This window comes from Streptomyces durocortorensis (assembly GCF_016901035.1).
GTDB classification, from domain to species: Bacteria; Actinomycetota; Actinomycetes; order Streptomycetales; family Streptomycetaceae; genus Streptomyces; species Streptomyces durocortorensis.
The window spans coordinates 8,033-33,717 of sequence record NZ_JAFEUF010000036.1 but is presented as its reverse complement, the minus strand read 5'-3'; the positions used below and the strand labels follow the sequence as shown (position 1 = coordinate 33,717).

The following is a 25,685-nucleotide window of genomic DNA, read 5'->3' as shown; positions in this document are numbered from 1 at the left end:
CTTAGAAATACCCCTCGCGCTTGCGGTCTTCCATCGCGGCCTCGGACATCTTGTCGTCGGCGCGGGTCGCGCCCCGCTCGGTGAGCCGGGAGGCGGCGATCTCGGTGATCACGGCGTCCAGCGTGGTGGCGTCGGAGTCGACGGCCCCGGTGCAGGACATGTCGCCGACCGTGCGGTAGCGCACGAGACGGGTCTCGGTGGACTCGTGCTCCTTGGGCCCGCCCCAGTGGCCGGCGGTCAGCCACATGCCGTTGCGGCTGAACACCTCGCGCTCGTGGGCGAAGTAGATCTCCGGCAGCTCGATCCCCTCGCGCTCGATGTACTGCCAGACGTCCAGCTCGGTCCAGTTGGAGATCGGGAAGACCCGGACGTGCTCGCCGGGGGCGTGCCGGCCGTTGTACAGCTGCCACAGCTCGGGGCGCTGGCGGCGCGGATCCCACTGCGAGAACTCGTCGCGCAGCGAGAAGACCCGCTCCTTGGCGCGCGCCTTCTCCTCGTCGCGCCGGCCGCCGCCGAACACCGCGTCGAAGCGGTGCTGCTGGATCGCCTCGGTCAGCGGCACGGTCTGGAGCGGGTTGCGGGTGCCGTCGGGGCGCTCGCGGAGCTTCCCGGCGTCGATGTACTCCTGCACGGAGGCGACGTGCAGCCGCAGCCCGTGCTTCTTCACCGTGCGGTCGCGGTAGTCGAGGACCTCGGGGAAGTTGTGCCCGGTGTCCACGTGCAGCAGCGTGAACGGCACCGGCGCGGGCGCGAACGCCTTCAGCGCCAGGTGCAGCATCACGATGGAGTCCTTGCCGCCGGAGAACAGGATCACCGGCCGCTCGAACTCACCCGCCACCTCACGGAAGATGTGGACCGCCTCGGACTCCAGGGAGTCCAGGTGGCTGAGCGCGTACGGGTTCGCGGTGTCCTCGGACACGGTGGTGGTGACGGCACTCACGCCAGGCCCCTCTCGGTGAGCAGCGCGTGGAGCGCCGCCGCTGACTCCTGCACGGTCTGCTGGTGCGACTCGATCCGCAGGTCGGGCGATTCGGGCGCCTCGTAGGGGTCGTCGACCCCGGTGAGCCCGCTGATCTCGCCCGCCGCCTGCTTGGCGTAAAGGCCCTTCACATCGCGTACGGAGCACACCTCGACGGGGGTTGCGACGTGCACCTCCAGGTAGGTGGTGGACTCGGTGGCGTGCCGCTTGCGGACGGCCTCGCGGCTGTCGGCGAACGGGGCGATGACGGGGACCAGCACCTTCACCCCGTTGGCGGCGAGCAGTTCGGCGACGAAGCCGATCCGGGCCACGTTGGTGTGCCGGTCCTCACGGGAGAAGCCGAGGCCCGCCGAGAGGAACTCGCGGATCTCGTCGCCGTCGAGCACCTCCACCTTGTGGCCCTCGGTCCGCAGCCGGCCCGCCAGCTCGTACGCGATGGTGGTCTTGCCCGCGCTCGGCAGACCGGTGAGCCAGATCGTGGCTCCCGTCTCCGTCACGCTCATCGAACTCTCCTGATCAGTCGTCATCAGCCGTGCAGCCCGCATTCGGTCTTACCGCGTCCGGCCCAGCGGCCGGCCCGTGCGTCCTCGCCCTCCAGCACCCGGAGGGTGCAGGGCGCGCAGCCGACGGAGGCGTAACCGTCCATCAGCAGCGGGTTGGTGAGCACCCCGTGCTCGGCGACGTAGGCGTCCACGTCGTCCTGGGTCCAGCGGGCGATGGGGGAGACCTTCACCTTGCGGCGCTTGGCGTCCCAGCCGACGACCGGGGTGTTCGCCCGGGTCGGCGACTCGTCACGGCGCAGCCCCGTCGCCCACGCGGCGTACGCGGTCAGGCCGTCCTCCAACGGCTTGACCTTGCGCAGCGCGCAGCACAGGTCGGGGTTCCGGTCGTGCAGCTTCTCGCCGTGCTCCGCGTCCTGTTCGGCGACGGTCTGGCGCGGGGTGATCGTGATGACGTTGACGTCCATCACCGCGTCGACCGCGTCCCGGGTGCCGATGGTCTCCGGGAAGTGGTAGCCGGTGTCCAGGAAGACCACGTCCACGCCCGGCAGCACCCGGGAGGCCAGGTGCGCGACCACGGCGTCCTCCATCGAGGAGGTGACGCAGAAGCGCGGCCCGAAGGCGTCGGTCGCCCACGTCAGGATCTCGATGGCGGAGGCGTCCTCCAGCTCCCGTCCGGCCCGCTCGGCCAGCTCCCGGAGCTCCTCGTCGGTCAGCTCTCCGCTCAGCAGAGTGTCCGTCATATCGCGTCCCCTTCACCGTCGTTGCGCTGCACGCCCCGGGTCAGCAGACCCAGGAACTTCAGCTGGAACGCGCGGTTGCAGGAAGCACATTCCCAGGCGCCGTGACCGGTCTCGTTGGGGCGCAGGTCCTCGTCGCCGCAGTACGGGCAGTAGAACGGGGCGGCTCGTTCGCTCATGACAGCGACTCCGCACTGGCGCGCGCCGCCCAGGTCGCGAAGCGCTCGCCGTCCTCGCGCTCCTCCTGGAACTTGCCGAGCACCCGCTCGACGTAGTCCGGCAGTTCGGCGGAGGTGACCTTCAGGCCGCGGACCTTGCGGCCGAACCCGGCCTCCAGGCCGAGCGCGCCGCCGAGGTGCACCTGGTAGCCCTCGACCTGCTCGCCGTTCTCGTCCAGCATCAGCTGGCCCTTGAGACCGATGTCCGCGACCTGGATACGGGCGCAGGCGTTCGGGCAGCCGTTGATGTTGATGGTGATCGGGTGGTCGAACTCCGGGATGCGGCGCTCCAGTTCGTCGATGAGCGATGCGCCGCGCGCCTTCGTCTCGACGATCGCCAGCTTGCAGAACTCGATGCCGGTGCAGGCCATCGTGCCGCGCCGGAACGGGGACGGCGTGACCTTGAGGTCCAGCGCCTCCAGGCCGGCGACCAGGGAGTCGACCTGATCCTCGGCCACGTCCAGCACGATCATCTTCTGCTCGGCGGTGGTCCGCACCCGGCCGGAGCCGTGCTCCTCGGCCACCTCGGCGATCTTGGTGAGGGTGGAGCCGTCGACCCGGCCCACCCGCGCGGCGAAGCCGACGTAGAAGCGGCCGTCCTTCTGCCGGTGCACCCCGAGGTGGTCGCGCCAGGTCTGGGCGGGCTGCTCGGGCGCGGGCCCGTCGACCAGCTTCCGCTGGAGGTACTCGTCCTCGAGAATCTGACGGAACTTCTCCGCGCCCCAGTCCGCGACCAGGAACTTCAGCCGGGCACGGGTGCGCAGCCGCCGGTAGCCGTAGTCGCGGAAGATCCCGATGACCCCGCCGTACACGTCCGGCACCTCGTCCAGCGGCACCCACGCGCCGAGCCGCACCCCGAGCTTGGGGTTGGTGGAGAGCCCGCCGCCGACCCAGAGGTCGAAGCCGGGGCCGTGCTCCGGGTGGTTCACGCCGACGAAGGCGATGTCGTTGATCTCGTGCGCCACGTCCAGGTTCGGGGAGCCGGAGACCGCCGACTTGAACTTGCGGGGCAGGTTGGAGAAGTCGGGGTTGCCGATGAAGCGGCGCTGGATCTCGTCGATCGCGGGGGAGCCGTCGATGATCTCGTTCTCGGCGATGCCCGCGACGGGGGAGCCGAGGATGACGCGGGGCGTGTCACCGCAGGCCTCGGTGGTGGAGAGGCCCACCTCTTCCAGCCGCCGCCAGATCTCCGGCACGTCCTCGATGCGGATCCAGTGGTACTGCACGTTCTGCCGGTCGGTGAGGTCGGCGGTCCCGCGCGCGAACTCCTGGGAGATCTCACCGATCACCCGCAGCTGCTGCGTGGTCAGCCGGCCGCCGTCGATCCGGACGCGCAGCATGAAGAACTTGTCGTCCAGCTCCTCCGGCTCCAGCACGGCCGTCTTGCCGCCGTCGATGCCGGGCTTGCGCTGGGTGTAAAGACCCCACCAGCGCATGCGTCCGCGCAGGTCGTTCGGGTCGATGGAGTCGAAACCGCGCTTGGAGTAGATCGTCTCAATACGTGTCCGCACGTTGAGACCGTCGTCGTCCTTCTTGAACTGCTCGTTCCCATTGAGGGGCGTGTGGTGGCCCACGGCCCACTGACCTTCACCACGGTGGCGTCCGGCCTTGCGGCGGGGCGTGGCGGTCGCAGGCTGTTCCGGGGTAGCGGCCATGGCAATACGTCCTTCGGGACTGCGGGAGGGCGGCTCTGAGCGGCGCACTCGCGCTGAGGCGCGGCGGTGCGCGGGGCGGATCAGAGGTAAGAGAGATGCGGCGGTGCTGGTGCTGTCAGCTCGCCGGACAGATGGCGCTGGACATGCGGCCGAGGTCGACGTGGCGTCGACTCACCAAGGCAATTCCAGTTCCAGACATGACGGAAGCGTGTCACGCGCATCTCGGGGCAGTCCACCACTATCCGCTATGTGGACGGCTGAGTCTCGAAAGATGGGACGATGTGGCGCCGGTCACGGAGTGCGGCACGGGCATTGGCGACAAAACACCCGATGGTCAGGAGTTCGGTGGTCAGGAGGCCGGTGGTCAGGAGGCCGATCGTCAGGAGGTGTACGCCCCGGGCCACGGGCCCGGCGTCGCCACGTCCGGCTCCACCTCGATCTTCGTGTCGAAGAGCCGGAAGCCGCGCCGCAGGTAGTTGTCCATCGCGTGGGGGCCGTCCTTCGAGCAGGTGTGCAGCCACACGCGCTTCGTCTCCGGCCGCTCCGGCCAGCGCTCCGCCAGGTCCCAGGCGCGCGCCACCCCGTGACTGAGCAGATGGCCGCCGATCCGCCGCCCCCGGAACGCCGGGATCAGCCCGAAGTACATGATCTCGACCACGCCGTCGTCCTGCGGGTCCAGCTCGACGTACCCGGCCGGCGTCCCGTTCGCGTACGCCACCCAGGTCTCCGCCCCGGGCCGCCGCAGGGCCTCCTCCCACTGGGCGTACGTCAGGCCCAGCCGGTCGGTCCAGTGGATGTCGCCGCCCACGGCGGAGTAGAGGAACCGGCTGAACTCCGGCAGCACCACCTCGGACCGGACGACGCGGATATCGCCCTCCGGCTCGACGGCCGGACGGAGATCGGCGGGCGAGGTCTGCTCCAGCGACCAGACGGTCACCTCGGTGGTCGGCGCTGCGGGCTGCGGGTTGTCGCTCATGACGGCCAGAAAACCATGGAGCCGCCTATCGGCGCACGGCGACCCCGCTCAGGTGGCCCGCGCCGCCCCGCGGGCCTCCGTCACCACCGGCGCCAGGGAGTGCGGCAGCAGATCCGCCCCGTGCTCCGGGTGGATCACCTCCACCTCCACCCCGTCCCCGAAGCGGTACGGGCGGTGGGCCAGGACCTCCGCCAGACGACGCCGCAGCCGGGAGATCTCGGCCCGGACCGTCACCGTCCGGGTCGCGTCCCCGAAGATGTCCCGCGCCAGCTCCGAGGCCGTCCGTCCCTGCCGGTGCACCGCCAGCGCGTACAGCAGCTCCGCGTGGCGCGGCGAGAGCCGCTGCTTCACGCTGCCCAGCGGCCCGGTCAGATGCACCGCGAGCGCCCGTGGCCGGCTCAGGTCCAGCACCACCCGGCGCGGCGCCCCCGGCGCCCCGCCCTCGTCCACCTGCACCAGCCAGCCGCCCGGCAGCGGCTCGACCCGGCACATGCCGAGCGAGGGCAGCCACACCGGACCCGGCCGCAGGGACTTCGGCAGCGGCAGCCGGTCCACCGGCGGCATCCCGGTCACCGCCGCCAGCCGCCCGTGCACGTCCACCGCCAGCGCCCGCCCGCCGATCCGGCACAGGATCGGCGCGGCCACCGCGCGCAGCCGCTCGATCTCCGCCAGATGGCGGATGCGGATCTCGCCCTCGGCGAGCCGGGCCACCGAGTCGACCAGGGCCAGCGTCGCCGGATGGAAGGTGGACGCGGGCCCGCTGATGTCGACGATCCCGATCAGCCGCCCGTCGCGCGGATCGCGCACCGGGGCCGCCGCGCAGGTCCAGCTGTGCAGCGCCCGGATGAAGTGCTCGGCCGAGTGGACCTGGACGGGGATCCGGGCGGCCAGCGCCGTCCCGATCGCGTTCGTCCCGGTCGCCGCCTCGGCCCAGGCCGCCCCCTCCTCCAGGCAGATGTCGTGGGCCCGGCGCAGCACCCCCGTGTTGCCCTGCCGCCACAGCACCCGGCCCTCGGTGTCGGTCACCACCATGATCTGCTGCGCGGCGTCCGCGATCGAGGCCAGTCCCGCCCGCAGTAACGGCATCAGTTCGCCGAGCGCCGTACTGCGGCGGCGGTGCTCGATCTCGTCCGCCTCCAGCAGCTCGCTCTCCGGCGACTGGTCGGGGTCGATGCCGCTGCGCATGACCCGGTCCCAGGAGGCGTCGATCTCCGCCCGGGGCACGACAGCGGACGGCGCCCCCGTCAGCCGCGCCTCCCGGGCCCCGTGGAGCAACCGGCTCGCCCGGCGGCCCGCCCCCTGACCGGTCACCCGCACCATCCCCACCGCACCTGTGTCCGTCATGGTCCCCGTTCCCCCCGAACGCTTCCCGGCCCCCCGGCCCGCCCATCCTGCCGTTCACCCGGCCGGGCCGCCGTGCAGTCCACACAATGGTTGCAACCCTTTGCAACTCTGGCGATGGCCCGCGGGTCTGTACGAGAGTGGCAGGAACACTGTGCGCCGGGCCCGTCCCGGTCGCCCGGTGTCGCACAAGCATGGAGGGTGGTGCCGTGTCGGCGCAGCACCACCCTCCTTCGCTTCCCCCGCCGCCCGGTCGCCGGCGACGGCAGGCCGGGACGGAAAGCCGGCCCCGTGCCCGCGGGCACGCCGGGATCCAGGGGCGTTGCCCGACCGCATCCGGAATGCCGGCCCCGCGGGCACGCCGGCGCCCGCTACGTCCGGCTGCCCCCGCCGCACCTCCGTACGCTCTCCGACGCCAGACCCGCCGCCGCGCACAGCGCTCCCCAGCCTCCCGCGACTGCGGCGGCCTTCCGGCGTGCCGCCGGATCGGGGAGCTGCGTACCGAAGAGCGCCGCGTCGCAGAGGTCGGCCGCGACCCGGCACGCGGTCGCCGCCCGCAGTGCGGAGCCCTCCCTCGCGACCAGCATGGCGAGCCCGATCGCGGCGTCCCGGGCGCCCACGACGCGGATCAGCAGCGCGGTCGCCGGCGGTACGGACCCGTCCTCCTCGTCCAGACCGCACGGGCGGGCCATCAGCGCCGGGCGCACCAGCACCCCCACTCCATAGGCGGCGGTCGCCGCGCCCGCCCATCGCACTGGCCAAGCTCCCACGGTGTCCTCCTCACTCTCCGCCGATTCGACTCTCTGCCGACTCGACGGAACCCGGGTTCCCGTACCCCTCCGGTCCGACACATCGCGTACCGCCGATCAGCCGCCGCCCCGGAGCGTTGCTCCTTTCTGAAAGGGGTGTGGCCCGTGCCGGACGGGGCAACGGACGGACATGGCTGTTCTGCGCAGAGTCGCCCGGCCCCTGCTGGCCGCGAAATTCATCCGTGACGGGATCGCGGCGGTCCGCGACCCCGCCCTCCCCGACCTTCCGGAGGACTCCCGGAGCGAGCGCGGGGCTCCCGCACTCGCCTCGCGGGTGCCGTTCCTGCCCGAGGATCCCGAGCAGCTCGTACGCCTCCAGGGCGCGGTGCAGCTCGGCGCGGGAGTCCTGCTCGCCCTGGGGCGCGCGCCACGGCTGGCGTCCGCCGCCCTCGCGGTGACCCTGGTGTCCTCCGCCCTCACGGCCGGCGGCCGTGGGCCGGGCGACGATCCCGGGGCGCGGCGCGCGGACCTCCTCACCGACCTGTCCCTGTTCGGCGGGCTGCTGATCGCCGCTGCCGACACCCACGGCAAGCCCTCGCTCGCCTACCGGACCCGTCGGACGGCGGCCCACGCGTCCGACGCGGTCAGCCACCGTGCCCATGCCGTCTCCCACCAGGTCGGGAACGCGGCAGGCGCGACCGCGGACAGCGTCGCGCACTCCGTCGAGGCCGCCCGCAAGCGCCTCTCCTGAACGCGGCGCGGGCGAGAAAAAGCCCGGCCGGTCGCAGATCGCACAGCAGGGGCCCTCCCGGAGTCGAGTCCGGGAGGGCCCCTGCCCGCAGGTGAGGGCCTACGAGGCGACCGGCCGGGCCCGTGCCACCACCGAGGCCAGATCCAGGCTGTGCGGCAGCGTCCCGAACACCGCACCCCCGTCCCCGCCGAGCCGCGACGCGCAGAACGCGTCGGCCACCTCCGGCGGAGCCCACCGCACCAGCAGCGACCCCTGGAGCACCAGCGCGAACCGCTCCACCAGCCGCCGCGCCCGCGCCTCGATGCCGTCCAGATCGGCCAGCTCCGTCAGCAACCCCTTGATCGCCGCGTCCAGCCGGTGATCCGCCCCGCGCGCCTGCCCGACCTCCCGCAGGAACGCGTCCAGCGCCCCCGGCTCCCGTTGCAGCGCCCGCAGCATGTCGAGCGCCTGCACATTGCCCGAGCCCTCCCAGATCGAGTTGAGCGGCGCCTCGCGCAGCAGCCGGGGCATGCCCGACTCCTCCACGTACCCGTTGCCGCCCAGGCACTCCAGCGCCTCGCCCACCACGGCGGTACAGCGCTTGGTGACCCAGAACTTCGCGGCGGGCAGCGCCAGCCGCAGGAAGGCCCGCTCCTCCTCGGTGTCCGCGTCGTACGCCGCCGCCAGCCGCATCGCCAGCACCGTCGCCGCCTCCGACTCCAGCGCCAGATCCGCCAGGACGTTGCGCATCAGCGGCTTGTCGATCAGCACCCCGCCGAACGCGCTGCGATACGTGCTGTGGTGGACCGCCTGCGCCACCGCCTGCCGCATCAGCGCCGCCGAACCCACCACGCAGTCGAGGCGGGTGGCCGCCACCATCTCGATGATGGTGCGCACCCCGCGCCCCTCCTCGCCGACCCGGCGGGCCCAGGTCCCGTCGAACTCGACCTCGGCGGACGCGTTGGACCGGTTGCCCAGCTTGTCCTTCAGCCGCTGGATCGCGAACACGTTCCGGGCGCCGTCCGGGAGCACGCGCGGCACCAGGAAGCAGCTCAGCCCGCCCGGGGCCTGCGCCAGCACCAGGAAACCGTCCGACATCGGCGCCGAGCAGAACCACTTGTGCCCGGTGAGCAGGTACTCGCCCTCGCCCGCCAGCGGCTCGGCCCGGGTCGTGTTCGACCGCACGTCGGTGCCGCCCTGCTTCTCGGTCATCCCCATCCCGAAGAGCACGCCTGCCTTCTCGCCCGGGGGCCGCAGCCCCTCCACGTACGTGTGCGAGGTCAGCAGCGGCTCCCACTCGGCGGCCAGCGCCGGATCGGTCCGCAGCGCGGGCACCGCGGCATGCGTCATCGACAGCGGGCAGCCGTGCCCCGCCTCGGCCTGCGACCAGACCAGGAACCCCGCCGCGCGCCGGACATGACCGGCCGGGCGGCCCCAGGCGTCCGTCAGCCCGGCGGATACGGCATGGCCCAGCAGCCGGTGCCAGGAAGGATGGAACTCCACCTCGTCGACGCGATGACCGTAACGGTCATGCGTCCGCAGAACGGGCGGGTGCGCGTTCGCCTGCGCGCCCCACTCCTGTGCCTGGGTGGAGCCGGCGGCCCGGCCGAGCTCCCCGAGCTCCACCAGCGCCACGGGCAGGACCGCGGGCTCGATGTGCCGCTCGACGGCCTCGGACAGGACCCGGTCGGCGGCGAAGACGTCAAGGCCGACCAGCGGCGGAACCTGATTGGTCACGGTGTGGGTGGTGGCTGCCATGCCGATACGGTAAGGAGGTGCAGGCAGCAAAGGAAACACCCGAGCGGCCCCCGGGCCGGCTCCACCGGGCGCGAGTGCTCTACCGCAATGTCTCCAAACGGCGCATGGCGTGGCACTTGCTCAAGGACACCGTCAACTCGTGCATCGAGTACCGCATTCTGGGCCTCGCGGCCGAGGCGGCGTTCTTCACCCTGCTCTCGCTGCCCCCGCTGCTGCTCGGCATGATCGGACTGCTCGGTTACGTCGACGAGTGGACGACCACCACCACCGTCGCCTCCATCGAGCGCAACATCCTCTCCGCCTCCCAGACGGTGCTGTCCGAGCGCGGGGTCAACGACTTCGCCAAACCGCTGCTCGCCGACGTCACGACCGGGGCCCGCCCCGACGTCATCTCCCTCGGCTTCGCCATCGCCCTGTGGTCCGGCTCCCGCGCGGTGAACGTCTTCATCGACACCATCACCGTCATGTACGGCCTGGACGGCCACCGCGGCATCGTCAAGACCCGGCTGCTGGCCTTCCTGCTGTACGTCGTCGCCCTGCTGCTCGGCGCGGTGGTGCTGCCGCTGCTGGTCGTCGGCCCGGACCGGGTGGTCGAGTTCGTGCCCTGGGGCACCGAGGTCATAGCCGTCCTGTACTGGCCGCTCGTCATACTGCTGACCATCGCGTTCCTCACGACGCTCTACCACGTGTCCGTGCCCGTCCGTTCGCCCTGGATCGAGGACGTTCCCGGGGCGCTGGTGGCGCTCGGCATGTGGGTCCTCGGCAGCTTCCTGCTCCGGATCTACCTGACCAGCACGGTCGAGGGCCCGACCATCTACGGCTCCTTGGCGGCGCCGATCGCCGTGCTGCTGTGGATCGGCATCTCCGCCTTCGCGGTCCTGGTCGGCGCCGCGGTCAACGCGGCCATCGACCGGGTGTGGCCCTCCCTCGCCACGGCCGCCGCCCGCGAGGCCACCGAACGCGTCCGGGCCGCCCAGGCCGCCGAGTTCGTCGCCCGTACCCGCTCGGCCGCCTACGACGGCACGGACGACGACGATGACGAGGACGACGGCCCCGCGTACATGCCCTCCGAGTTCCCCGAGCGCTGGTCCCGCTTCCTGCCGCCCGACGACGTGAAGTCCCGGCTGCACGCGACCTGGGAGAAGGAGCCCAGGGACGCGAAGGAAGCCAAGGAGCCCAAGGACGTGAAGGAGCCGAAGGGCTCCTCGTCGCCGGAGGGACCGTCTCCCCGCTGACGGCTGACGGCTGACGGCTGACGGCTGACGGCCGAGACCGCTGAGTGCGCCGACCGCCGAGACCGCTGACGGCTGAGCCCGCCGACCGCCGACCGCGCTAGCGTGGAAACCATGCCCCGGCAGCACCAGCGGTACCAGGAACGCCCGTCCCGGCTGGACGGGGCCGTCGTCTGGACCCTGGACGTCCCGTCCGGCCCGCGACCGCCCGCCCGGTCAGTCCTGCCCGACGGCTGCATGGACCTGATCTGGACCGCCGGCCGCCTGGTCGTCGCCGGGCCCGACACCCACGCCTTCGAGGTCGACCCGCGCAACCGGGGTTCCTGCGCCGCGATCCGGTTCGGACCCGGCACCGCCCCCGTACTCCTCGGCGTACCGGCGCACGAGCTGCGCGACCACCGGGTCGACCTGGCCGCGCTCTGGCCCCGTACCGCCGTCGCGGCGCTCACCGGGCGGATCGACCGGGCCGCCGACCCCGCCACCGCCCTGGAGGACTTCGCGCTCGGCCGGGCCGCCGACACCGGCCCGCCGGACCCGGTCACAGCGGCCGTCGCCGACGGTCTGCGGCGCGGCAGGTCCGTCGCGTCGACGGCCGCCGAGGTCGGCCTCGGGGCCCGCCAGCTGCACCGCCGCTCCCTGGCCGCCTTCGGCTACGGCCCCAAGACACTGGCGAGGATCCTCCGCCTCCAGCGGGCCCTGGCCCTCGTCCGCACCGGCCTCCCGTACGCCGAGGCGGCCTGCGCGGCGGGCTGCACCGACCAGGCGCACCTCTCCCGGGAGATGCGCGACCTGGCCGGCACGACCCTCGGGGCCTACTTCGCGGCGGGCAGGGCCGCGAACAGCGACACCCCGCAGCCGTCCGGGTCCAGGACCACCGCGTAGCGCTGCCCCCACTCCGCGTCCCACGGCTTCAGCTGCCCGCTGTACCCGGCGTCGACCAGCTCCGCGTACAGCGCGTCCACCTCCCGCGGGCCGTCGCAGACGAAGGCCAGGGCGACCCGCTCACCGCCGCCCGCCGGGCGCTCCCAGTCCGGGTCGAACGAGGCGATGACCTCCTCCGTGTCCCACAGCAGCCGCTGCCCGCCCGGCAGGGCCACCTCGACATGGGGCGCGGACTCCGCCCCGTCCGGGATGTCGAGGCCGAGCCGCCGGTAGAAGGCGAGCGAGGCCGCGAGGTCGGAGGTGATGATGCTGATGGCGTCGAGTCGTGGAGTCATGCCCCGACCGTAGGCACCCGGCCCCGCCGCCGTCTTGTACGAATCGGTCACCCGGCCCCCCGGGGACTCACCCCAGGCAGTCCGCCGGCGAGGTCCCCGGATCGGTCAGCGCAAGACCCAGGGCCGCCCGCTCGGTGACCCACCGGGTCGGCCGGTGACGCGGATCGCCGGTCGACGCGTGCAGCGCCCGCTGGAGCGCCAGCATCCGTACGGCCCCGATCCGCTCGCCCCACGCCAGCGGCCCGGCCGGGTAGCCGAGGCCCGTGGTCACCGCCAGATCGATGTCGGCGGGCGCCGCGAGCGAGCGCTCCGCGATCGAGCAGCCGACCGCGACGACGGAGGACAGCAGCCGCTGCGCGACCGACCCCGCCGTGTCCCGCACCACCGACACCGCGTACGGCTCCCCGCCCTCGCCTCCCCGCGCCAGTACCGCACGCGCGTCCCGGGCGGCCGCCGGATCGGAGGCGGCCGTCACCGCGAGAACCCGCCGCCGCCCCGCCGGAGGCAGCGCCTCCACGCCGAACGTACGCTCCCGGGGCAGCCCGTCCTCCGCGATCGCCCCCGCCACCGACGTCCCCCACACCGGCACCAGCACCACGGCCCCGTCCGACGGCCCGTCGCCCCGCTCCACGCGGACCCCCGCCGCCTCCAGCGCCCCGGTCAGCGCCTCCTCGTAGGCCGCGACCTCCGCCCGCCCGGCCGAGGCCAGGAAAACCGGGCGCTCCCTGTCCCCGCCGACCGGGCTCTCCGGCGCGGGGCCGGATGACCCGTCCCCGTCCCCGTACGCGTACCAGCCCCGGCCCGTCTTACGCCCGTGCAGCCCCGCCACCACCCGGTTCGGGGTCAGGAAGGACGGGCGCAGCCGGTCCTCGTACCGGAAGCCCGCCCAGATCGAGTCGATCACCGCGGCCGTCACATCGAGCCCGGTCAGGTCCATCAGCTCGAACGGGCCCATCCGCAGCCCCAGCACGTCCCGCGCGATCCGGTCGATCTCCGCCGGCTCCGCGACCGACTCCTCCAGCAGCGCGAGCGCCTCCGTCACCAGCCCGCGCCCCGCGTGGTTCACCAGGAATCCGGGCGTGTCGGCCACGGTCACCGCCCGGTGCCCGCACCCCTCCACCAGCTCGGTGAGGAGTGCCGGGATCTCCGGACGGGTCGCCGCGCCCGGCACCACCTCCACGATCCGCATCAGCGGCACCGGGTTGAAGAAGTGCAGCCCGGCCAGGCGCGAGGGGTCCTGGAGGGTCGCCGCGATCCGGGTGACCGACAGGGAGGAGGTGTTGGTCGCGAAGACGGCGGAGCCGGGCAGCGCCTCCTCCAGCCTCCCGAACACCTCGGCCTTGGTCTCCAGGTCCTCCCGTACGGCCTCGATGACCAGCTCCACGTCCGGCCCGGCCGCCCACGGTTCGGCGAGCGGCACCAGCCGGGCCACCGCCGCGTCCCGCTCGTCGGCGGACATCCGGCCCTTGACGACCGCCCTCTCCAGCATCGAGGCCACGAACTCCACGGCGTCCTTCACCGCGTCGGCCCGTACGTCACCCAGCTCCACGGTGTGTCCCGCGCTCGCGGCCCACTGGGCGATGCCACGGCCCATGGCCCCGGCTCCGACGATCCTGATACGCATGGCAGTTGGGGCCCTTCCGGCGAAGACGGTGATGAACGGTGATGAACGGTCATGGACGGTCGTGGTGAGAGATGGGGTCAGCGGAGGTAGACACGGTTCGGGTCGACATCGTCGCGCAGGAGCCGCAGCTCCGCAGGGGCGGGCGGGTCCGTCGTCGTGACCCGGTCGGTGGCCTTCAGCTTCCAGCCGGTCGCCGCCCGGACCTGCTCGACGGTGACCCCGGGGTGCACGGCGACCAGCCGCAGCTCGTCCCCGACACCGTCACGGGCGAGGACGCCCAGCTCGGTGATGACCCGGGTGACGCCGACGCCGAGCGGGCGGATGCCGTCCGCGAGCGCCCGGTCGGGCCCGGGCGTCGTGCAGAAGTCGAGCACGTCCGCGAAGGAGCGCGGGGTGTGGCGGCGCATCACGACGAAGACCTCCCGGGCGTTCGCCATCACCTCCACCGCGCCCCCGGAACCCGGCAGCCGCACCGACGGGCGCTCCCACTCCCCGATCACCGAGGTGTTGAGGTTGCCCCACCGGTCGATCTGCGCGGCCCCCAGGAAGCCGACGTCGATATGCCCGCCCTGGAGCACCGAGCCGAACAGGGTGGGCATGGACACCACCGCCTCGGCCCCGGTGATCAGGACGGCGTCCGCGATGGTCTCCGGCAGCTGGGAGGGGTGCGCCCCGCAAACCCCGGACTCGTACACCACTTCGATGCCCGGGGCGACGGTCAGCCGCGCCAGTTCGGCGGCGAGCGTGGGCAGTCCGATCCCCGCGAACACGGTTCGCCGGCACGCCAGTTCGCGCGCGGCGACGACGGAGAGCAGCTCCGACGAGGTGACAGGCCCCGTACCCCCCGCACGCTGCCCGCTCACAGCCGCCTCCCTTCGTGCAAGGGCTCGCTCACAGCCGCCTCCCGTAGTTCACCGGCTCGCTCAGCGCCTCGCCGACCGCGAGCCCCGCCCAGAACTCCTCGCCCAGCTTCGCCGCGTACTCCGCGTGGTCGACGGTCCCGTACACCCACTCCTCCAGCCATCCCCGCAGCCGCTCCGGATCCTTGCTGATCGCCGACCAGGCGCGGTAGAAGGCGTTGTCCCGGTCGTAGTACCCCTGTGCGAACGACGGGTGCGCCCCACGCGGGCAGACCACCACCGCGTCGACCGCGTGGGCGGGGACGAGGGTACGGTTCGGGTCCGCACGGATCACCGCGTCCGCCACCAGCTCCTCCACCACCACGACCGCCTTCTCCGCCGCGTACACCGCCTCGGCCTGGACGCCCGTCAGCCCCCAGATCTGGGTGTTGCCCCGGTGGTCGGCGCGCTGGGCGTGGATGATCGTCACGTCCGGTTGGACGGGCGGCACGACGTAGATCTGCTCGGTGGAGCCGTCGGCGGCGGGGTAGGGCGAAGTGACCTTACGGATACCGGGGTTGACGGCCGGCAGGTCACTCCCCGCGTAACTGCGCAGCGGGTAGAACGGCAGCCGCTGCGCACCGGCCAGATACCGGCACACCATCCCGTAGTGGCTGTACTCCTCGAACACCAGCGGCTCGGGATCGGCCCGCTCGACGCGCCGCCGCAGCTCGCCGAGCGAACCGGCCGACGAGTTGCCCACGAAGGACGACACCAGCCGCGCCACGCAGCCCGCTGCCAGCATCTGGTCCACCACGATGTCCGCCGTCATCCGGACGACCGTGAGATCCCGGCGCCCCTGCCGGATGATCTCGTGCCCGGCGGCGGTCGGGATGAGATGGGTGAACCCCTCCAGGCTCACGGTGTCCCCGTCGTGGACGAAGGCGGCGACGGCCTCCCTCATCGACATGACCTTGCCGGCCGTCCGGTCCACGGTTCTCCTCATCGTCCGCATGCCAGGGCCTCACGGTGTCAGCGCCCATTGATGGCTGTCCAATACCGAATTAAGGTCGGATCGAGACGCAGGGCATATCAATGACGCGGGGGAGACGTCCTCATGGAACTACGCCATCTCAACGCCTTCCTCGCGGTGGCCGAGGAACTTCACTTCGGCCGGGCCGCCAAGCGGCTCCAGATGGCCCAGCCACCGCTGAGCCAGCAGATCCGCCAGCTGGAGAAGGAGCTCGGCGTCCAGCTCTTCCACCGCAACACCCGCTCGGTCCGGCTGACCAGCGCGGGGGAGACCTTCCTCGAACCCGTACGCACCGTCCTCGACGACCTGGACACCGCCGTCCGGGCGGCCAGATCGGCGGGGATCGGCGAGTCGGGCCGGGTCACCATCGGCTTCGCCGGGGCCTCCAGCCACGAGACGCTGCCCCGGCTCACCCGTGCCGTGCGCGCCGCCCACCCCGGCCTCGAACTCGTCATGACCGGCCAGACGTACGCCAACACCGCCCTCGCCCGGGTCGCGGACGGCTCGCTCGACCTCGGCTTCGTCCGGCTGCCGGTGACCCGGCCCGGCGTCGCCCACCGGGTGATCGACGAGGAGGAGCTGGTCTGCGCCCTGCCCTCCGACCACCCGCTCGCCCGGCGGGATGCCGTGCCGCTCGCCGTACTCGCCGGCGAACCGTTCGTCTCCTTCCCCGCCAACTCCGGCTCCACCGTCCGCGACGCCATGACCGAGGCCTGCGAGAGCGCCGGGTTCACCCCGCGCGTCGTCCAGGAGGCCCCCGACTCGTACACGATCCTCGCCCTGGTCGCCGCCGGGGTCGGCGTCACCCTCACGGTCACCTCCGTCCAGCACATCCAGCAGAACGGCCTGGTCTACCGGCCCCTCGCCGGTCCTCCCATCCGCCTCCGCGCCGCTCTCGCCTGGCGCGCGGACAACCCCTCCGCCGCCCTGCGCGCGGTGCTCGCCGTGGCGGAGGAAGCACTGCCGACGCCCGTGCGTACCCGCGATTGAGACGCACAGCCTCTCGACCCGGTGCATATTCGATATTGGACCGACTCAGTGGCGCGGTGCGAAGGTCACTGGACCCGCGCGTACCGCCACCGCTCCAGGAAAGGCCCCTCCGTGCCGCTCGACGTCGTCATCTGCGAACCCCTGCGCACCCCCATCGGCCGGTTCGGCGGGGCCTTCGCCCAGCAGACCCCGGCCGCGCTGGCCGCACGCGTCATCGAGGAGATCGTCGCCCGCACCGGCGTCGACCCCGCCCGGGTCGACGAGGTGATCCTCGGCCACGCCTACCCGACCAGCGAGGCCCCCGCCATCGGCCGGGTCGCCGCCCTGGACGCCGGACTGCCCACCTCGGTCACCGGCTCCCAGATCGACCGCCGCTGCGGCTCCGGGCTCCAGGCGGTACTGGACGCGGCGATGCAGATCCGGGCCGGCTTCAGCGACGTCGTCATCGCCGGTGGCGTCGACGTGATGAGCGCCGCCCCCTACTACACCCACGACGGCCGCTGGGGCATCAAGGGCCCCGGCCTCCACCTGCACGACGCCCTCGCCCGGGGCCGCGTCACGGCGGGCGGAATCAACCACCCGGTCCCCGGCGGCATGATCGAGACGGCGGAGAACCTGCGCCGGGAGTACGGCATCAGCCGCGCCGACCAGGACGCCCTGGCGCTCCGCTCCCAGCAGCGCGCCGCGCACGCCGTCGCCGAGGGCCGCTACGACGCGGAGACCGTCCCCGTGACCGTACGCACCCGCAAGGGCGAAACGACGGTCACCGCCGACGAACACCCCCGCCCCGACACGACGGCCGAGCAACTCGCCTCTCTCCGACCCGTGATGGCGAAGTCCGACCCGGACGCCACCGTCACCGCGGGAAACGCCAGCGGCCAGAACGACGCTGCCGCCGCCTGCCTGGTCACCAGCGCCGAGACCGCCGAACGCCTCGGCCTCACCCCGCTCGTCCGCCTCGTCTCCTTCGCCCGTGCCGGGGTGCCCGCCGCGACGATGGGCATCGCCCCCGTCGCCGCCACCCGCACCGCCCTCGGCCGGGCGGGCCTCACCCTCGCCGACCTCGACCTGATCGAGCTGAACGAGGCGTTCGCCGCCCAGGTACTCGCCTGCACACGGGAGTTGGGCCTCGGCGAGAAGGACCACGAGCAGCGGATCAACGTCAACGGCTCGGGCATCTCGCTGGGCCATCCGGTCGGTGCCACCGGGGCCCGCATCCTCGCCACCCTCACCCGCGAACTCCACCGCCGCGAGGCCCGGTACGGACTGGAGACGATGTGCATCGGCGGCGGTCAGGGACTCGCCGCGATCTTCGAACGCATCGCGCACTGAGGGCCGTTCACGCGGATCCGCCTCACCGGGCGACGGTCGCCTCGGGGCCCGCCGACGTGGTCGCGGCGGCCGGTTCGGGAGCCTCCCCGGGCCCCTCGTAGAGGTAGTGCCACGTCCCGTCCAGCACGCCGCGGAACCAGACGTCCACCTCGTCCTGCCCCATCGCCGGCCAGTCGGGGACCTCCTCGACCAGGGCGCGTCCCATCCGGCGGCCCAGCTCCACCAACCGGGCTCCCGCCGCTGTGCGTTCGTCCGCGTACCGCTCCAGCGCCGCGGTGAGATCCGGCCCCTCCCGGAGGACCCGCTCCAGGCACAGGGCGTCCTGCAGCGCCTTGACCGCGCCGGTGGCGGTGTGCGGCCTGGTCACCCCGGCCGCGTCCCCGGCCAGCAGCAGCGGCGGGCGGGCGACCCGGGGAGCCTGCACATCGGCGACCGGGTGGCATGCCGTCGCCCGTCGCCCGCTCCGCGCGACGATGTCCGCCCAGGCCGCCGGGAAGTGCGCCGCCGCCAGCTCCCGCACGTACGGTCCGGGGTCGGCGCCCTCGGGCGGTCGGCTGTAAATGGCGTACGCGAGCAGCCGGTTGCCCGCCCCGGCGCTGCCGTCGCCGTCCTGCGGGCCACCGGGGATCAGGTAGAAGATGCCGTGCCCGCCGGGAAACCCCAGGGTCACCCACGCGCCACGCAGGAGCTCCAGCTCCCGGGGGTGCCCGGCCGGCGCGCCGAGCGGGATCGCGCCGCGCCAGACCACGTACGGGGCGGGCTCCGGCCGGAGGCCCGGCGCGAGCAGCTGCCGGGTGGCCGAGGCGTGACCGTCGGCGCCCACGACCAGGTCGTACGGTTTCTCGCCCCGCGCGGAGGTGACCACCGCCCGGCCTGAATCTCCGAGCCGGACCGAGGCCACCGGCTGCCCCCGCAGATAGCGCACGGCCCCGGCGCTCGCACGCAACGACCGCCACAACAGGCCCCAGTTGCACGGCGTCACGGGGGAGTGCTGCCGGGCCAGTTCCCGCGCGGACCGGCCGCCCGGCTCCCGCGTCAGCCAGACCCGCGTCCCCACCGGAGCGGTCGGCATGGCCGCGTCCAGATACCCGGACCCGACCAGCTCCGCGTGCAGCGGCGGCGGGATCACGATGCCGAACCCCCGGTCCTGGAGTTCGGCGCCGCTCCGCTCGTACACGGTGACGTCGGCCCCGGCCCGCGAGCCCGCGACGGCCGCCGCGCACCCCGCGATGCTGCCGCCGATCACTCCGATGCGCAACGCTGCCGCCATGTCCCCGGCCCTTCCCGTCGTCCCGTGCAGGTCCCGTACACGTCCCGTACACACAGAAGGTCCGGCCGGACAGTCCCCGCTGTCCGGCCGGACCTCGTTCTCCCGCGGGAGCTCTATCAGTCCCGCGCGTTACGGGTGCGGCGCATCAGCACCGCACCGCCGAGCAGCAGCGCGGCGCTCGCGCCGGCGGCCAGGCCCAGGTCGGCGGCACCGGTGTCGGCCAGGTGCGCGTCCGGGGTGTTGCCCCCGGGCGTGCCGGATCCGGGCGTGTCCGAGCCGGGGGTGTCGGTACCGGGCGTGTCGGTCGGCGGCTGGTCCACGGGGGGCTCGTCGGTCGGCGGCTGGTCCACCGGCGGTTCGTCGACCGGGGGCTCGTCCACGGGCGGCTCATCGACGGGCGGCTCGTCCACCGGCGGTTCGTCCACGGGCGGCTCGTCGACCGGGGGCTCGTCCACGGGCGGCTCGTCCACCGGCGGCTCATCGACCGGCGGCTCATCGACCGGCGGCTCGTCGACGGGCGGCTCGTCGACGGGCGGCTCGTCGACCGGGGGCTTGCCCGGCGGGTGGTTGTGCTTCGGGCCGTCGGCGTTCACGCACTTGTTGCCGAAGGCCGGGTTCAGCAGGGCGATCACATTGACGGTGTTGCCGCACACATTGACCGGGATGTGCACCGGTGCCTGCACGGCGTTGCCCGAACCGACCCCCGGCGAACCGACGGCCGCCCCCTCGGCCGACGCGTCGGCGTGCGCGGTGCCGCCCACCGCCGCCAGGAGGCCCGATGCGGCCGCCATGACGATCAAGCTCTTGTTCAAGACCTGTCGCATTACTTGCCCTTCCTTAGGACATTCGCGAGGACATCGCGTGGGTGCTTCGCGCGCGGATAGTCGGGCAGCCATCGGGTGGAGCGGCTGCACAGCCGGATCCCGCGGGAAGCCATGGTGAAAATGGGTGAAGACGTGCGCGCTGGACGACTGCCATAACGACTCAGACACATGCGGGAAACTTGGAGTTGCGTGGAAATTATGTAATCACCCGAACGGGTGGTGTCTCGGCATCCCGCACATCCCTGTTCGGAGAGCAAGAAAAACGATTCGCCCTCAACTGGGCTTTTTTTTGACGGTGTTGACCGGGAGCGGGCTTCCGCCGTCGATGTCTCGCGGCGTCGGCGAGATCGGTGCTCGCCCACCCGTTCGGGCGAAGGTCCCGGAAGGGTGTGTGCAATTCCTTCACGAACAGACGGCCGGGTGCGAGGAGAAGCGAGAAGGGCAGGGGGAGTCCCCCTCGTGTCCGGCATTCGGGTGAATGGGCGGAACCTAACCTCGCGTGGCGAGTTGACCAGGGGGCTCCGCCACGGGGCGACCGGTACGAGAAGGGTTAATCGTGATCAAGAAGGTTCTGGCTACGGGCGCTGTCGCCGCCTCCATCCTCGGTCTCGGCGCGACGCAGGCCATGGCCATCGCCAACGACGGCGGCACGACCTCGGTCAACGGCAACGGTGCTTCGCAGTCGTACGGCAACTCCGAGACCCACGGCGACTGGAGTCCGCAGTTCGGGCTCGTCCAGGGCTCGCTGAACAAGCCCTGCATCGCCCTCCCGGCCAAGGCGAACGTCGGCTCGCTCATCGGTCTCGTGCCGGTCGCGGTCCAGGACATCAACGTCCTGTCCTCCCCGCAGAACCAGCAGTGCACCGAGAACTCCACCCAGGCCAAGGGTGACGAGGCCCTGTCGCACATCCTGGAGGACATCCCGATCCTCTCCGGCAACGGCGTCGGCAACAACTGACCCGCGGCCGCCCTGCTCGGGCCCGAGCCCTCGGAGTTCCTCCACCGAGCGGCTCGGGCCCGTTGTTTCTCCCGGGGAGTGACTGCGGCATTCGGGCGGATATCCGTGAATCCGCCCGATGAACAGTTCCGATTCCGGGTGTTCATCGTTACGTAGGACAGCGCAGGAGTCGTGAGCGATTCAGTACCGACTCGGGTGGGGCACGACAGTCGTGACCGCACCGGACTCCGCCGAGGAAAGGGAAGAAAAGTGAAGTTCACCAAGGTTGCCGCCGTCGCCGCCGGTACGTTCCTGGCGATGGGCGTCGCCGCGCCGGCCATGGCCGACTCGGGTGCCGAGGCCATTGCCGCAGGTTCCCCGGGCGTTCTGTCCGGCAACGTCCTGCAGGTCCCGATCCACATTCCGGTCAACCTCTGCGGTAACACCGTCAACGTGATCGGTGCGCTGAACCCGGCGTTCGGCAACACCTGCATCAACAAGTAACCTCCGGTCGGCAGGGCCTCTTCGGCCCGCAATCGGTTGGCCCCGGACGGTACATGCCGTCCGGGGCCTTTTGGTTTCCCTGCCGTCCCTGCCGCGGAGAATGCGTGGGCGGTGCCGGAGAAAATTCTCGCCCCGCAGTTTCCCAGAAGCGGCTTGATCGTTGATCAGGGAGAAAGCGGCAGAAGTCACAGGTAAAGAGAGCTTGTGTGCGGCACGGAAACGTGACCGAAGCAGACGCCGCGCAGAAGGGAACCAGAAAAGTGAAGTACGCGAAGACCGCCGCCCTCGTTGTCGGTTCCGTGGCTGCCCTCGGAACGGCCGCCCCCGCCTTCGCCGTTACTACGCCCACGGCCCCCAACTTCAGCCTCGACAGCGGCCTCAACCAGGTCATGGCCAGTGCCCCGCAGGTAGTGGACCCGGTGGTGGACACGGCCGCCGAGACCACCGAGACGCTCGCGGAGGACGGCACGGTCGGCAAGCTGGCGGGCCAGGCAACCGGTGCGGTCGAGGGCGCCGCTCCGCTGCTCGGCGGTGTTCCCCTCGGCGGCTGACCGCCGCGACACGACCAATTCCCTGGCTTCCCCGCCTGACAGCACCACTTTCCAGAAGGGCATTTCCATGTTCAAGAAGTTCATGTCCTCGGCGGCCGTCGCCGTCTCCATCGTCGGCGTCTCCGCCGCGGCCGCCCCGTCCGCCATGGCCATCGCCAACGACGGCGGCACCACGACGGTCAACGGCAACGGGGCCTCGCAGGCGTACGGCAACTCCGAGACCCACGGCGACTGGAGCCCGCAGTTCGCGCTCATCCAGGGCTCGCTGAACAAGCCCTGCATCGCCCTCCCGGCCAAGGCGAACGTCGGCTCGCTGCTCGGCGTCGTGCCGATCTCGGTCCAGGACATCAACGTCCTGTCCTCCCCGCAGAACCAGCAGTGCACCGAGAACTCCACCCAGGCCAAGGGTGACGAGGCCCTGTCGCACCTGCTGAACGACATCCCGGTCCTCTCCGGCAACGGCGCCGGCAACAACTGAGACCGAGTAGCTCCGGTCAGCCCCCGCTGACCCGCCCGGGGCCAGTCCATCCGTACGGCGACCGTTCCTCGCCGGACCGGATGGACCCCCCCCTCGCCGTGTGCCGCCGCCTCCGGTCGGGTCAACCGCTTGGGCCGGATGCCGTAACCCCGGCTGGCGGCCCCTCCCGGGCCGGGTAGGGCCTCGGTATGGATCCGTACGACAGTCAGACCCCGCAGAGCGCCGAGCGGTGGCCCGCGCCGAGCGGCACACCGATCTACGACCGGCTCGTCGCCGAGTGGCAGGCGGCCGGAGGCGACCACCCCCTCGCCGAACCGCAGCCGGGCCCCGCGCCCCGTCGCGGGGGTTTCGTGCCCGCGGCCCGCACCTCGGAGCAGGTTCCCGGGCCTGAGACGCCCGGGAATTGACGAGAAGCGTCGACCTTGCGCCGGAACGAACCCATTTGAGTGGTACTGCGCAACCGATCAGGGGCAACGGCAGTTGATCAGTACGTTCCACAACGGGACGCTCCGAAAGGTGAAGTTGATGAAGAAGATGATGGCCGGCGCTGCAGTGGCCGTGTCCCTGCTCGGTCTGTCCGCAGTCGCGGCTCCCACGGCCATGGCGATCGGCAACGACGGCGGCACCACCACGCTCAACGGCAACGGTGCCGAGTCGGAGATCGGCAACGCCGAGACCGAGGGTGACTGGAGCCCGCAGAACCAGCTCGTTCAGGGCACCCTGAACAAGCTCTGCGTCGGCCTGCCCCTCAAGGCCAACGTCGGCTCGCTCGTCGGCCTCGTGCCGGTCGCGGTCCAGGACGTCAACGTCCTGTCCAACCCGCAGAACCAGCAGTGCGCCGACAACTCCACCCAGGCCAAGGGCGACGAGCCGCTGTCGCACATCCTGGACGACATCCCGGTCCTCTCGGGCAACGGCGTCGGCAACAACTGACGTAGCCCAGCCTGTTGGTGTGAGCGCGGGCGGTCCGAGGGTCACTCCTCGGGCCGCCCGTTCTCGCTCGGCCCGGCATCGGGCACATGACGAGGCCCACCACTCCACGGGGGGTGGTGGGCCTCGTCATGTGCGGGGCGGCGGAGTGCCTCAGCCCAGGGAGCGGACCGGGAGCAGGCAGTGGGCGGCGGCGCGGACGACTTCCTCGTCGGCGGCGAAGGCACGCAACTGGTCCTCGCTGACCGGCTGTCCGGGAACGGCCTCCGGCCACGGGGTCGTGGCGAACATCCCGTACACCTGGCCCTGCGCCTGGGCCGCGGCCAGCCACTCCGCGGGGGCCGGGTACTGCGCGCTGAGGTGAGGCAGGGTCAGGACGGCCTGGCCCGCCTGGACGAGAAGCTTCGCCTGGATGCCCGGGCTCTCGGCGGCGTCCTGGATCGAGCCGCCGACATGGAGGCCCGCACGCTCCAGCGCGGCGCGCATGGCCTCGCGGCCGACCAACGGACCGTCCTGCCCGTCGCCCAGCGAGTACGCGAGGAGATAGGCGGTGTCCTGGTCCGCGTCGGGCTGCCGGCCGCTCCAGCCGATCAGGATCTGGGTGCCCAACTGGGCCGGGGTGAACATGCCGGTGGAGGCCTGGGGTGTGGTCATGCTCGGCACCCTAACGGCCTCGGACCGGGGCCTATGCATGCGTATCACCCGATCGAGGGAGATTGCGGCCATCCCACGCGAATGAGCCTGTTCGAACGTCCCTCGACCGTGGTCCGCGATAAATCGGTTGACGGTGTTCCCGGGGTGAGGGCTAGGGTGATCACCGTTCCGCCGGAAGCCAGTTCCGGGAACCGGGAACCAGAGGGAATCAGGAGGTGAGGACATTGATGACTGTCGTTGCGATGGGCACTGCCCACAACCGGAAGAGCATCGTCCTCATCCCCGTGGCCACCGGCTGACCCCCTTCTCTTCTTTCCGCGCCGAGCGCGCGCGCCGGGGCCACCCTGTGAAGGGTTTCCCTTGTCTTTCTCGTTTTCTTCCCTGTCTTCCTCCGCTGTCTCTTCCTCGCACCCGCTGACTCCGTACGGCTGGGACGACGACTGGGCGGCCGCTTTCTCCCCGTACGACGAGCAAGGTCTCGTGCCAGGTCGGGTCGTGCGGGTGGACCGTGGTCAGTGCGACGTGATCACTGCCGACGGCGCGGTCCGCGCCGACACCGCCTTCGTGGTGCCCCGTGACCCGATGCGGATCGTCTGCACCGGCGACTGGGTGGCGCTCGACGCCGACGGTGACCCGCGCTTCGTCCGTACGCTGCTGCCGCGCCGGACCGCCTTCGTCCGCTCCACCTCCTCGCAGCGGTCCGAGGGCCAGGTGCTCGCCACCAACATCGACCACATCGCCATCTGCGTCTCGCTCGCCGTCGAACTGGACCTCGGGCGGGTCGAGCGGTTCCTCGCGCTCGCCCTGTCCAGCTCCGAGGGGGCCGCGCTGCTGGGCGACGGCCACGGCGGGGAGCACCGGCCCCAGCCGATCGTGGTCCTGACCAAGGCCGACCTGGTGCCCGACGCGGTCACCCTGTCCCACCTCGTCCAGGACATCGAGGCCATCGCGCCCGGCGTCCAGGTGCTGCCCGTCAGCTCCACCACCGGCGAGGGGCTCGACATCTTCGGGGCCGTCGTCTCCGGCGGCACGAGCGTGCTGCTCGGCATCTCCGGAGCGGGCAAGTCCACCCTGGCCAACACCCTGCTCGGCCAGGACGTGATGGACGTACAGGCGGCCCGTGACGTCGACGGCAAGGGCCGGCACACCACCACGACCCGCAACCTCCTGCTGCTGCCGCAGGGAGGCGTCCTCATCGACACCCCCGGGCTGCGCGGCGTCGGCCTCTACGACGCCGGGGCCGGGGTCGGCGAGGTCTTCTCCGAGATCGAGGCTCTGGCCGAGGAGTGCCGGTTCCACGACTGCGCCCACGAGGCGGAGCCGGGGTGCGCCGTCCTCGGGGCCCTGGAGGACGGAACCCTGCCCGAGCGGCGGCTGGAGAGCTACCGCAAGCTGATCCGCGAGAACCAGCGGATCGTAGCCAAGACCGACGCCCGGGTACGCGCCGAGATCCTGCGGGACTGGAAGCGCAAGGGCGCGGAGGGGCGCGCGGCCATGCAGGCCAAGCGCGGCCGGGGGGGGGGGGGGGGGGGGGCCGGGGGCGCGGGGGGGGGGGCGGGCCCGCCGCCGAGGGCGAGGGACGGCAGGGGCGCGGGCGGCGGCGCCGCGGCCCCCCCCGGCGGGG

At 72.2% G+C, this 25,685-nt stretch carries 28 protein-coding genes and 1 pseudogene; 12 read left to right on the top strand and 17 right to left on the bottom strand.

The features are described 5' to 3' along the window. Position 1 precedes the first annotated feature (1 nt). The 9 genes from cysD to JS521_RS10335 form a co-directional block, all read right to left on the bottom strand. Positions 2-940, bottom strand: a complete 939-nt coding sequence (gene cysD, locus JS521_RS10370) for a sulfate adenylyltransferase subunit CysD (protein ID WP_205082423.1) — start codon at positions 938-940, stop codon at positions 2-4. Next, the gene (gene cysC, locus JS521_RS10365; protein ID WP_030585060.1) at positions 937-1,482 is read right to left on the bottom strand and encodes an adenylyl-sulfate kinase; all 546 of its coding nucleotides are present in this window, start codon (positions 1,480-1,482) and stop codon (positions 937-939) included. Before cysC ends, cysD begins: the two co-directional genes overlap by 4 nt. A 23-nt stretch (positions 1,483-1,505) precedes the next feature. After that, the gene (locus JS521_RS10360; protein WP_205082422.1) at positions 1,506-2,222 is read right to left on the bottom strand and encodes a phosphoadenylyl-sulfate reductase; all 717 of its coding nucleotides are present in this window, start codon (positions 2,220-2,222) and stop codon (positions 1,506-1,508) included. After that, entirely contained in the window at positions 2,219-2,398 is a 180-nt protein-coding gene (locus tag JS521_RS10355; protein ID WP_010059284.1) for a hypothetical protein, read from the bottom strand. The genes JS521_RS10360 and JS521_RS10355 overlap by 4 nt, the downstream gene beginning before the upstream one ends. Next, positions 2,395-4,092, bottom strand: a complete 1,698-nt coding sequence (locus tag JS521_RS10350) for a nitrite/sulfite reductase (protein ID WP_205082421.1) — start codon at positions 4,090-4,092, stop codon at positions 2,395-2,397. The genes JS521_RS10355 and JS521_RS10350 overlap by 4 nt, the downstream gene beginning before the upstream one ends. Before the next feature lie 115 nt (positions 4,093-4,207). Further along, on the bottom strand, positions 4,208-4,291 hold the full coding sequence (locus tag JS521_RS37490; protein WP_309486338.1) for a putative leader peptide: 84 nt from the start codon (positions 4,289-4,291) through the stop codon (positions 4,208-4,210). A 180-nt stretch (positions 4,292-4,471) separates the two neighbouring features. Then, positions 4,472-5,068 carry a GNAT family N-acetyltransferase gene (locus JS521_RS10345; RefSeq protein WP_205082420.1) on the bottom strand — a complete coding sequence of 199 codons (597 nt, stop codon included), beginning with the start codon at positions 5,066-5,068 and terminating at the stop codon, positions 4,472-4,474. Positions 5,069-5,116: 48 nt separating this feature from the next. Then, entirely contained in the window at positions 5,117-6,412 is a 1,296-nt protein-coding gene (locus JS521_RS10340; RefSeq protein WP_239487055.1) for a helix-turn-helix domain-containing protein, read from the bottom strand. A gap of 368 nt (positions 6,413-6,780) precedes the next feature. Next, complete coding sequence (locus tag JS521_RS10335; RefSeq protein ID WP_307847829.1) at positions 6,781-7,179, bottom strand: DUF4267 domain-containing protein; 399 nt, start codon at positions 7,177-7,179, stop codon at positions 6,781-6,783. A gap of 169 nt (positions 7,180-7,348) precedes the next feature. Here JS521_RS10335 and JS521_RS10330 point away from each other — a divergent pair, with 169 nt between their 5' ends. Further along, positions 7,349-7,909 carry a DoxX family protein gene (locus JS521_RS10330; protein WP_205082419.1) on the top strand — a complete coding sequence of 187 codons (561 nt, stop codon included), beginning with the start codon at positions 7,349-7,351 and terminating at the stop codon, positions 7,907-7,909. Between the two features lie 99 nt (positions 7,910-8,008). Here JS521_RS10330 and JS521_RS10325 read toward each other — a convergent pair whose 3' ends face one another. Continuing rightward, a complete protein-coding gene (locus JS521_RS10325; protein WP_205082418.1) occupies positions 8,009-9,646 on the bottom strand; it encodes an acyl-CoA dehydrogenase family protein in 1,638 nt (545 codons plus the stop codon). Between the two features lie 17 nt (positions 9,647-9,663). On the opposite strand from JS521_RS10325, the gene JS521_RS10320 reads away from it, so the two are divergent. Together JS521_RS10320 and JS521_RS10315 are read left to right on the top strand one after the other, a co-directional pair. Next, entirely contained in the window at positions 9,664-10,881 is a 1,218-nt protein-coding gene (locus tag JS521_RS10320; protein ID WP_372448570.1) for a YihY/virulence factor BrkB family protein, read from the top strand. 111 nt (positions 10,882-10,992) lie between these two features. Then, on the top strand, positions 10,993-11,760 hold the full coding sequence (locus JS521_RS10315) for a DUF6597 domain-containing transcriptional factor (protein ID WP_205082417.1): 768 nt from the start codon (positions 10,993-10,995) through the stop codon (positions 11,758-11,760). Here JS521_RS10315 and JS521_RS10310 read toward each other — a convergent pair. The 4 genes from JS521_RS10310 to JS521_RS10295 form a co-directional block, all read right to left on the bottom strand. Beyond that, positions 11,691-12,095, bottom strand: a complete 405-nt coding sequence (locus JS521_RS10310; RefSeq protein ID WP_205082416.1) for a VOC family protein — start codon at positions 12,093-12,095, stop codon at positions 11,691-11,693. The two genes, JS521_RS10315 and JS521_RS10310, sit on opposite strands and share 70 nt — an antisense overlap. Positions 12,096-12,162: 67 nt before the next feature. Then, on the bottom strand, positions 12,163-13,719 hold the full coding sequence (locus JS521_RS10305; RefSeq protein ID WP_205082415.1) for a 3-hydroxyacyl-CoA dehydrogenase: 1,557 nt from the start codon (positions 13,717-13,719) through the stop codon (positions 12,163-12,165). Between the two features lie 77 nt (positions 13,720-13,796). Next, positions 13,797-14,582 carry a CoA-transferase subunit beta gene (locus JS521_RS10300; RefSeq protein WP_205082414.1) on the bottom strand — a complete coding sequence of 262 codons (786 nt, stop codon included), beginning with the start codon at positions 14,580-14,582 and terminating at the stop codon, positions 13,797-13,799. 28 nt (positions 14,583-14,610) lie between these two features. Next, entirely contained in the window at positions 14,611-15,564 is a 954-nt protein-coding gene (locus tag JS521_RS10295; protein ID WP_205082413.1) for a CoA transferase subunit A, read from the bottom strand. Between the two features lie 111 nt (positions 15,565-15,675). Here JS521_RS10295 and JS521_RS10290 point away from each other — a divergent pair, with 111 nt between their 5' ends. Together JS521_RS10290 and JS521_RS10285 are read left to right on the top strand one after the other, a co-directional pair. Then, positions 15,676-16,581: a LysR family transcriptional regulator gene (locus tag JS521_RS10290; protein ID WP_205082412.1), complete on the top strand. Its 906-nt coding sequence runs from the start codon at positions 15,676-15,678 to the stop codon at positions 16,579-16,581. 111 nt (positions 16,582-16,692) lie between these two features. Next, positions 16,693-17,913, top strand: a complete 1,221-nt coding sequence (locus JS521_RS10285; protein WP_205082411.1) for an acetyl-CoA C-acetyltransferase — start codon at positions 16,693-16,695, stop codon at positions 17,911-17,913. Positions 17,914-17,935: 22 nt separating this feature from the next. Here the strand turns inward: JS521_RS10285 and JS521_RS10280 are convergent, their stop codons facing one another. Together JS521_RS10280 and JS521_RS10275 are read right to left on the bottom strand one after the other, a co-directional pair. Further along, positions 17,936-19,183: an FAD-dependent monooxygenase gene (locus JS521_RS10280; RefSeq protein WP_205082410.1), complete on the bottom strand. Its 1,248-nt coding sequence runs from the start codon at positions 19,181-19,183 to the stop codon at positions 17,936-17,938. Positions 19,184-19,299: 116 nt separating this feature from the next. Next, on the bottom strand, positions 19,300-20,007 hold the full coding sequence (locus tag JS521_RS10275) for a chaplin (RefSeq protein ID WP_205082409.1): 708 nt from the start codon (positions 20,005-20,007) through the stop codon (positions 19,300-19,302). Positions 20,008-20,563: 556 nt separating this feature from the next. Here JS521_RS10275 and JS521_RS10270 point away from each other — a divergent pair. The 6 genes from JS521_RS10270 to JS521_RS10245 all read left to right on the top strand — a co-directional run bounded on the left by JS521_RS10270 (position 20,564) and on the right by JS521_RS10245 (position 23,410). Then, a complete protein-coding gene (locus tag JS521_RS10270) occupies positions 20,564-20,965 on the top strand; it encodes a rodlin (RefSeq protein WP_205082408.1) in 402 nt (133 codons plus the stop codon). A gap of 249 nt (positions 20,966-21,214) precedes the next feature. Continuing rightward, positions 21,215-21,448 (top strand): chaplin, encoded by a 234-nt coding sequence (locus JS521_RS10265; RefSeq protein ID WP_205082407.1) that lies wholly within the window; start codon positions 21,215-21,217, stop codon positions 21,446-21,448. Between the two features lie 260 nt (positions 21,449-21,708). Further along, a complete protein-coding gene (locus JS521_RS10260) occupies positions 21,709-21,999 on the top strand; it encodes a hypothetical protein (RefSeq protein WP_205082432.1) in 291 nt (96 codons plus the stop codon). 67 nt (positions 22,000-22,066) lie between these two features. Continuing rightward, on the top strand, positions 22,067-22,477 hold the full coding sequence (locus tag JS521_RS10255) for a rodlin (protein WP_205082406.1): 411 nt from the start codon (positions 22,067-22,069) through the stop codon (positions 22,475-22,477). Between the two features lie 188 nt (positions 22,478-22,665). Further along, the gene (locus JS521_RS10250) at positions 22,666-22,884 is read left to right on the top strand and encodes a hypothetical protein (RefSeq protein WP_205082405.1); all 219 of its coding nucleotides are present in this window, start codon (positions 22,666-22,668) and stop codon (positions 22,882-22,884) included. A 118-nt stretch (positions 22,885-23,002) separates the two neighbouring features. Continuing rightward, positions 23,003-23,410, top strand: a complete 408-nt coding sequence (locus JS521_RS10245) for a rodlin (protein WP_030804119.1) — start codon at positions 23,003-23,005, stop codon at positions 23,408-23,410. 150 nt (positions 23,411-23,560) lie between these two features. Here the strand turns inward: JS521_RS10245 and JS521_RS10240 are convergent, their stop codons facing one another. Beyond that, positions 23,561-24,061, bottom strand: a complete 501-nt coding sequence (locus tag JS521_RS10240; protein WP_205082404.1) for a DUF5949 family protein — start codon at positions 24,059-24,061, stop codon at positions 23,561-23,563. Positions 24,062-24,421: 360 nt separating this feature from the next. Here JS521_RS10240 and rsgA point away from each other — a divergent pair. Further along, positions 24,422-25,576 (top strand): annotated as a pseudogene (gene rsgA / locus JS521_RS10235) (ribosome small subunit-dependent GTPase A); the annotation flags it as partial. Between the last annotated feature and the right edge of the window lie 109 nt (positions 25,577-25,685).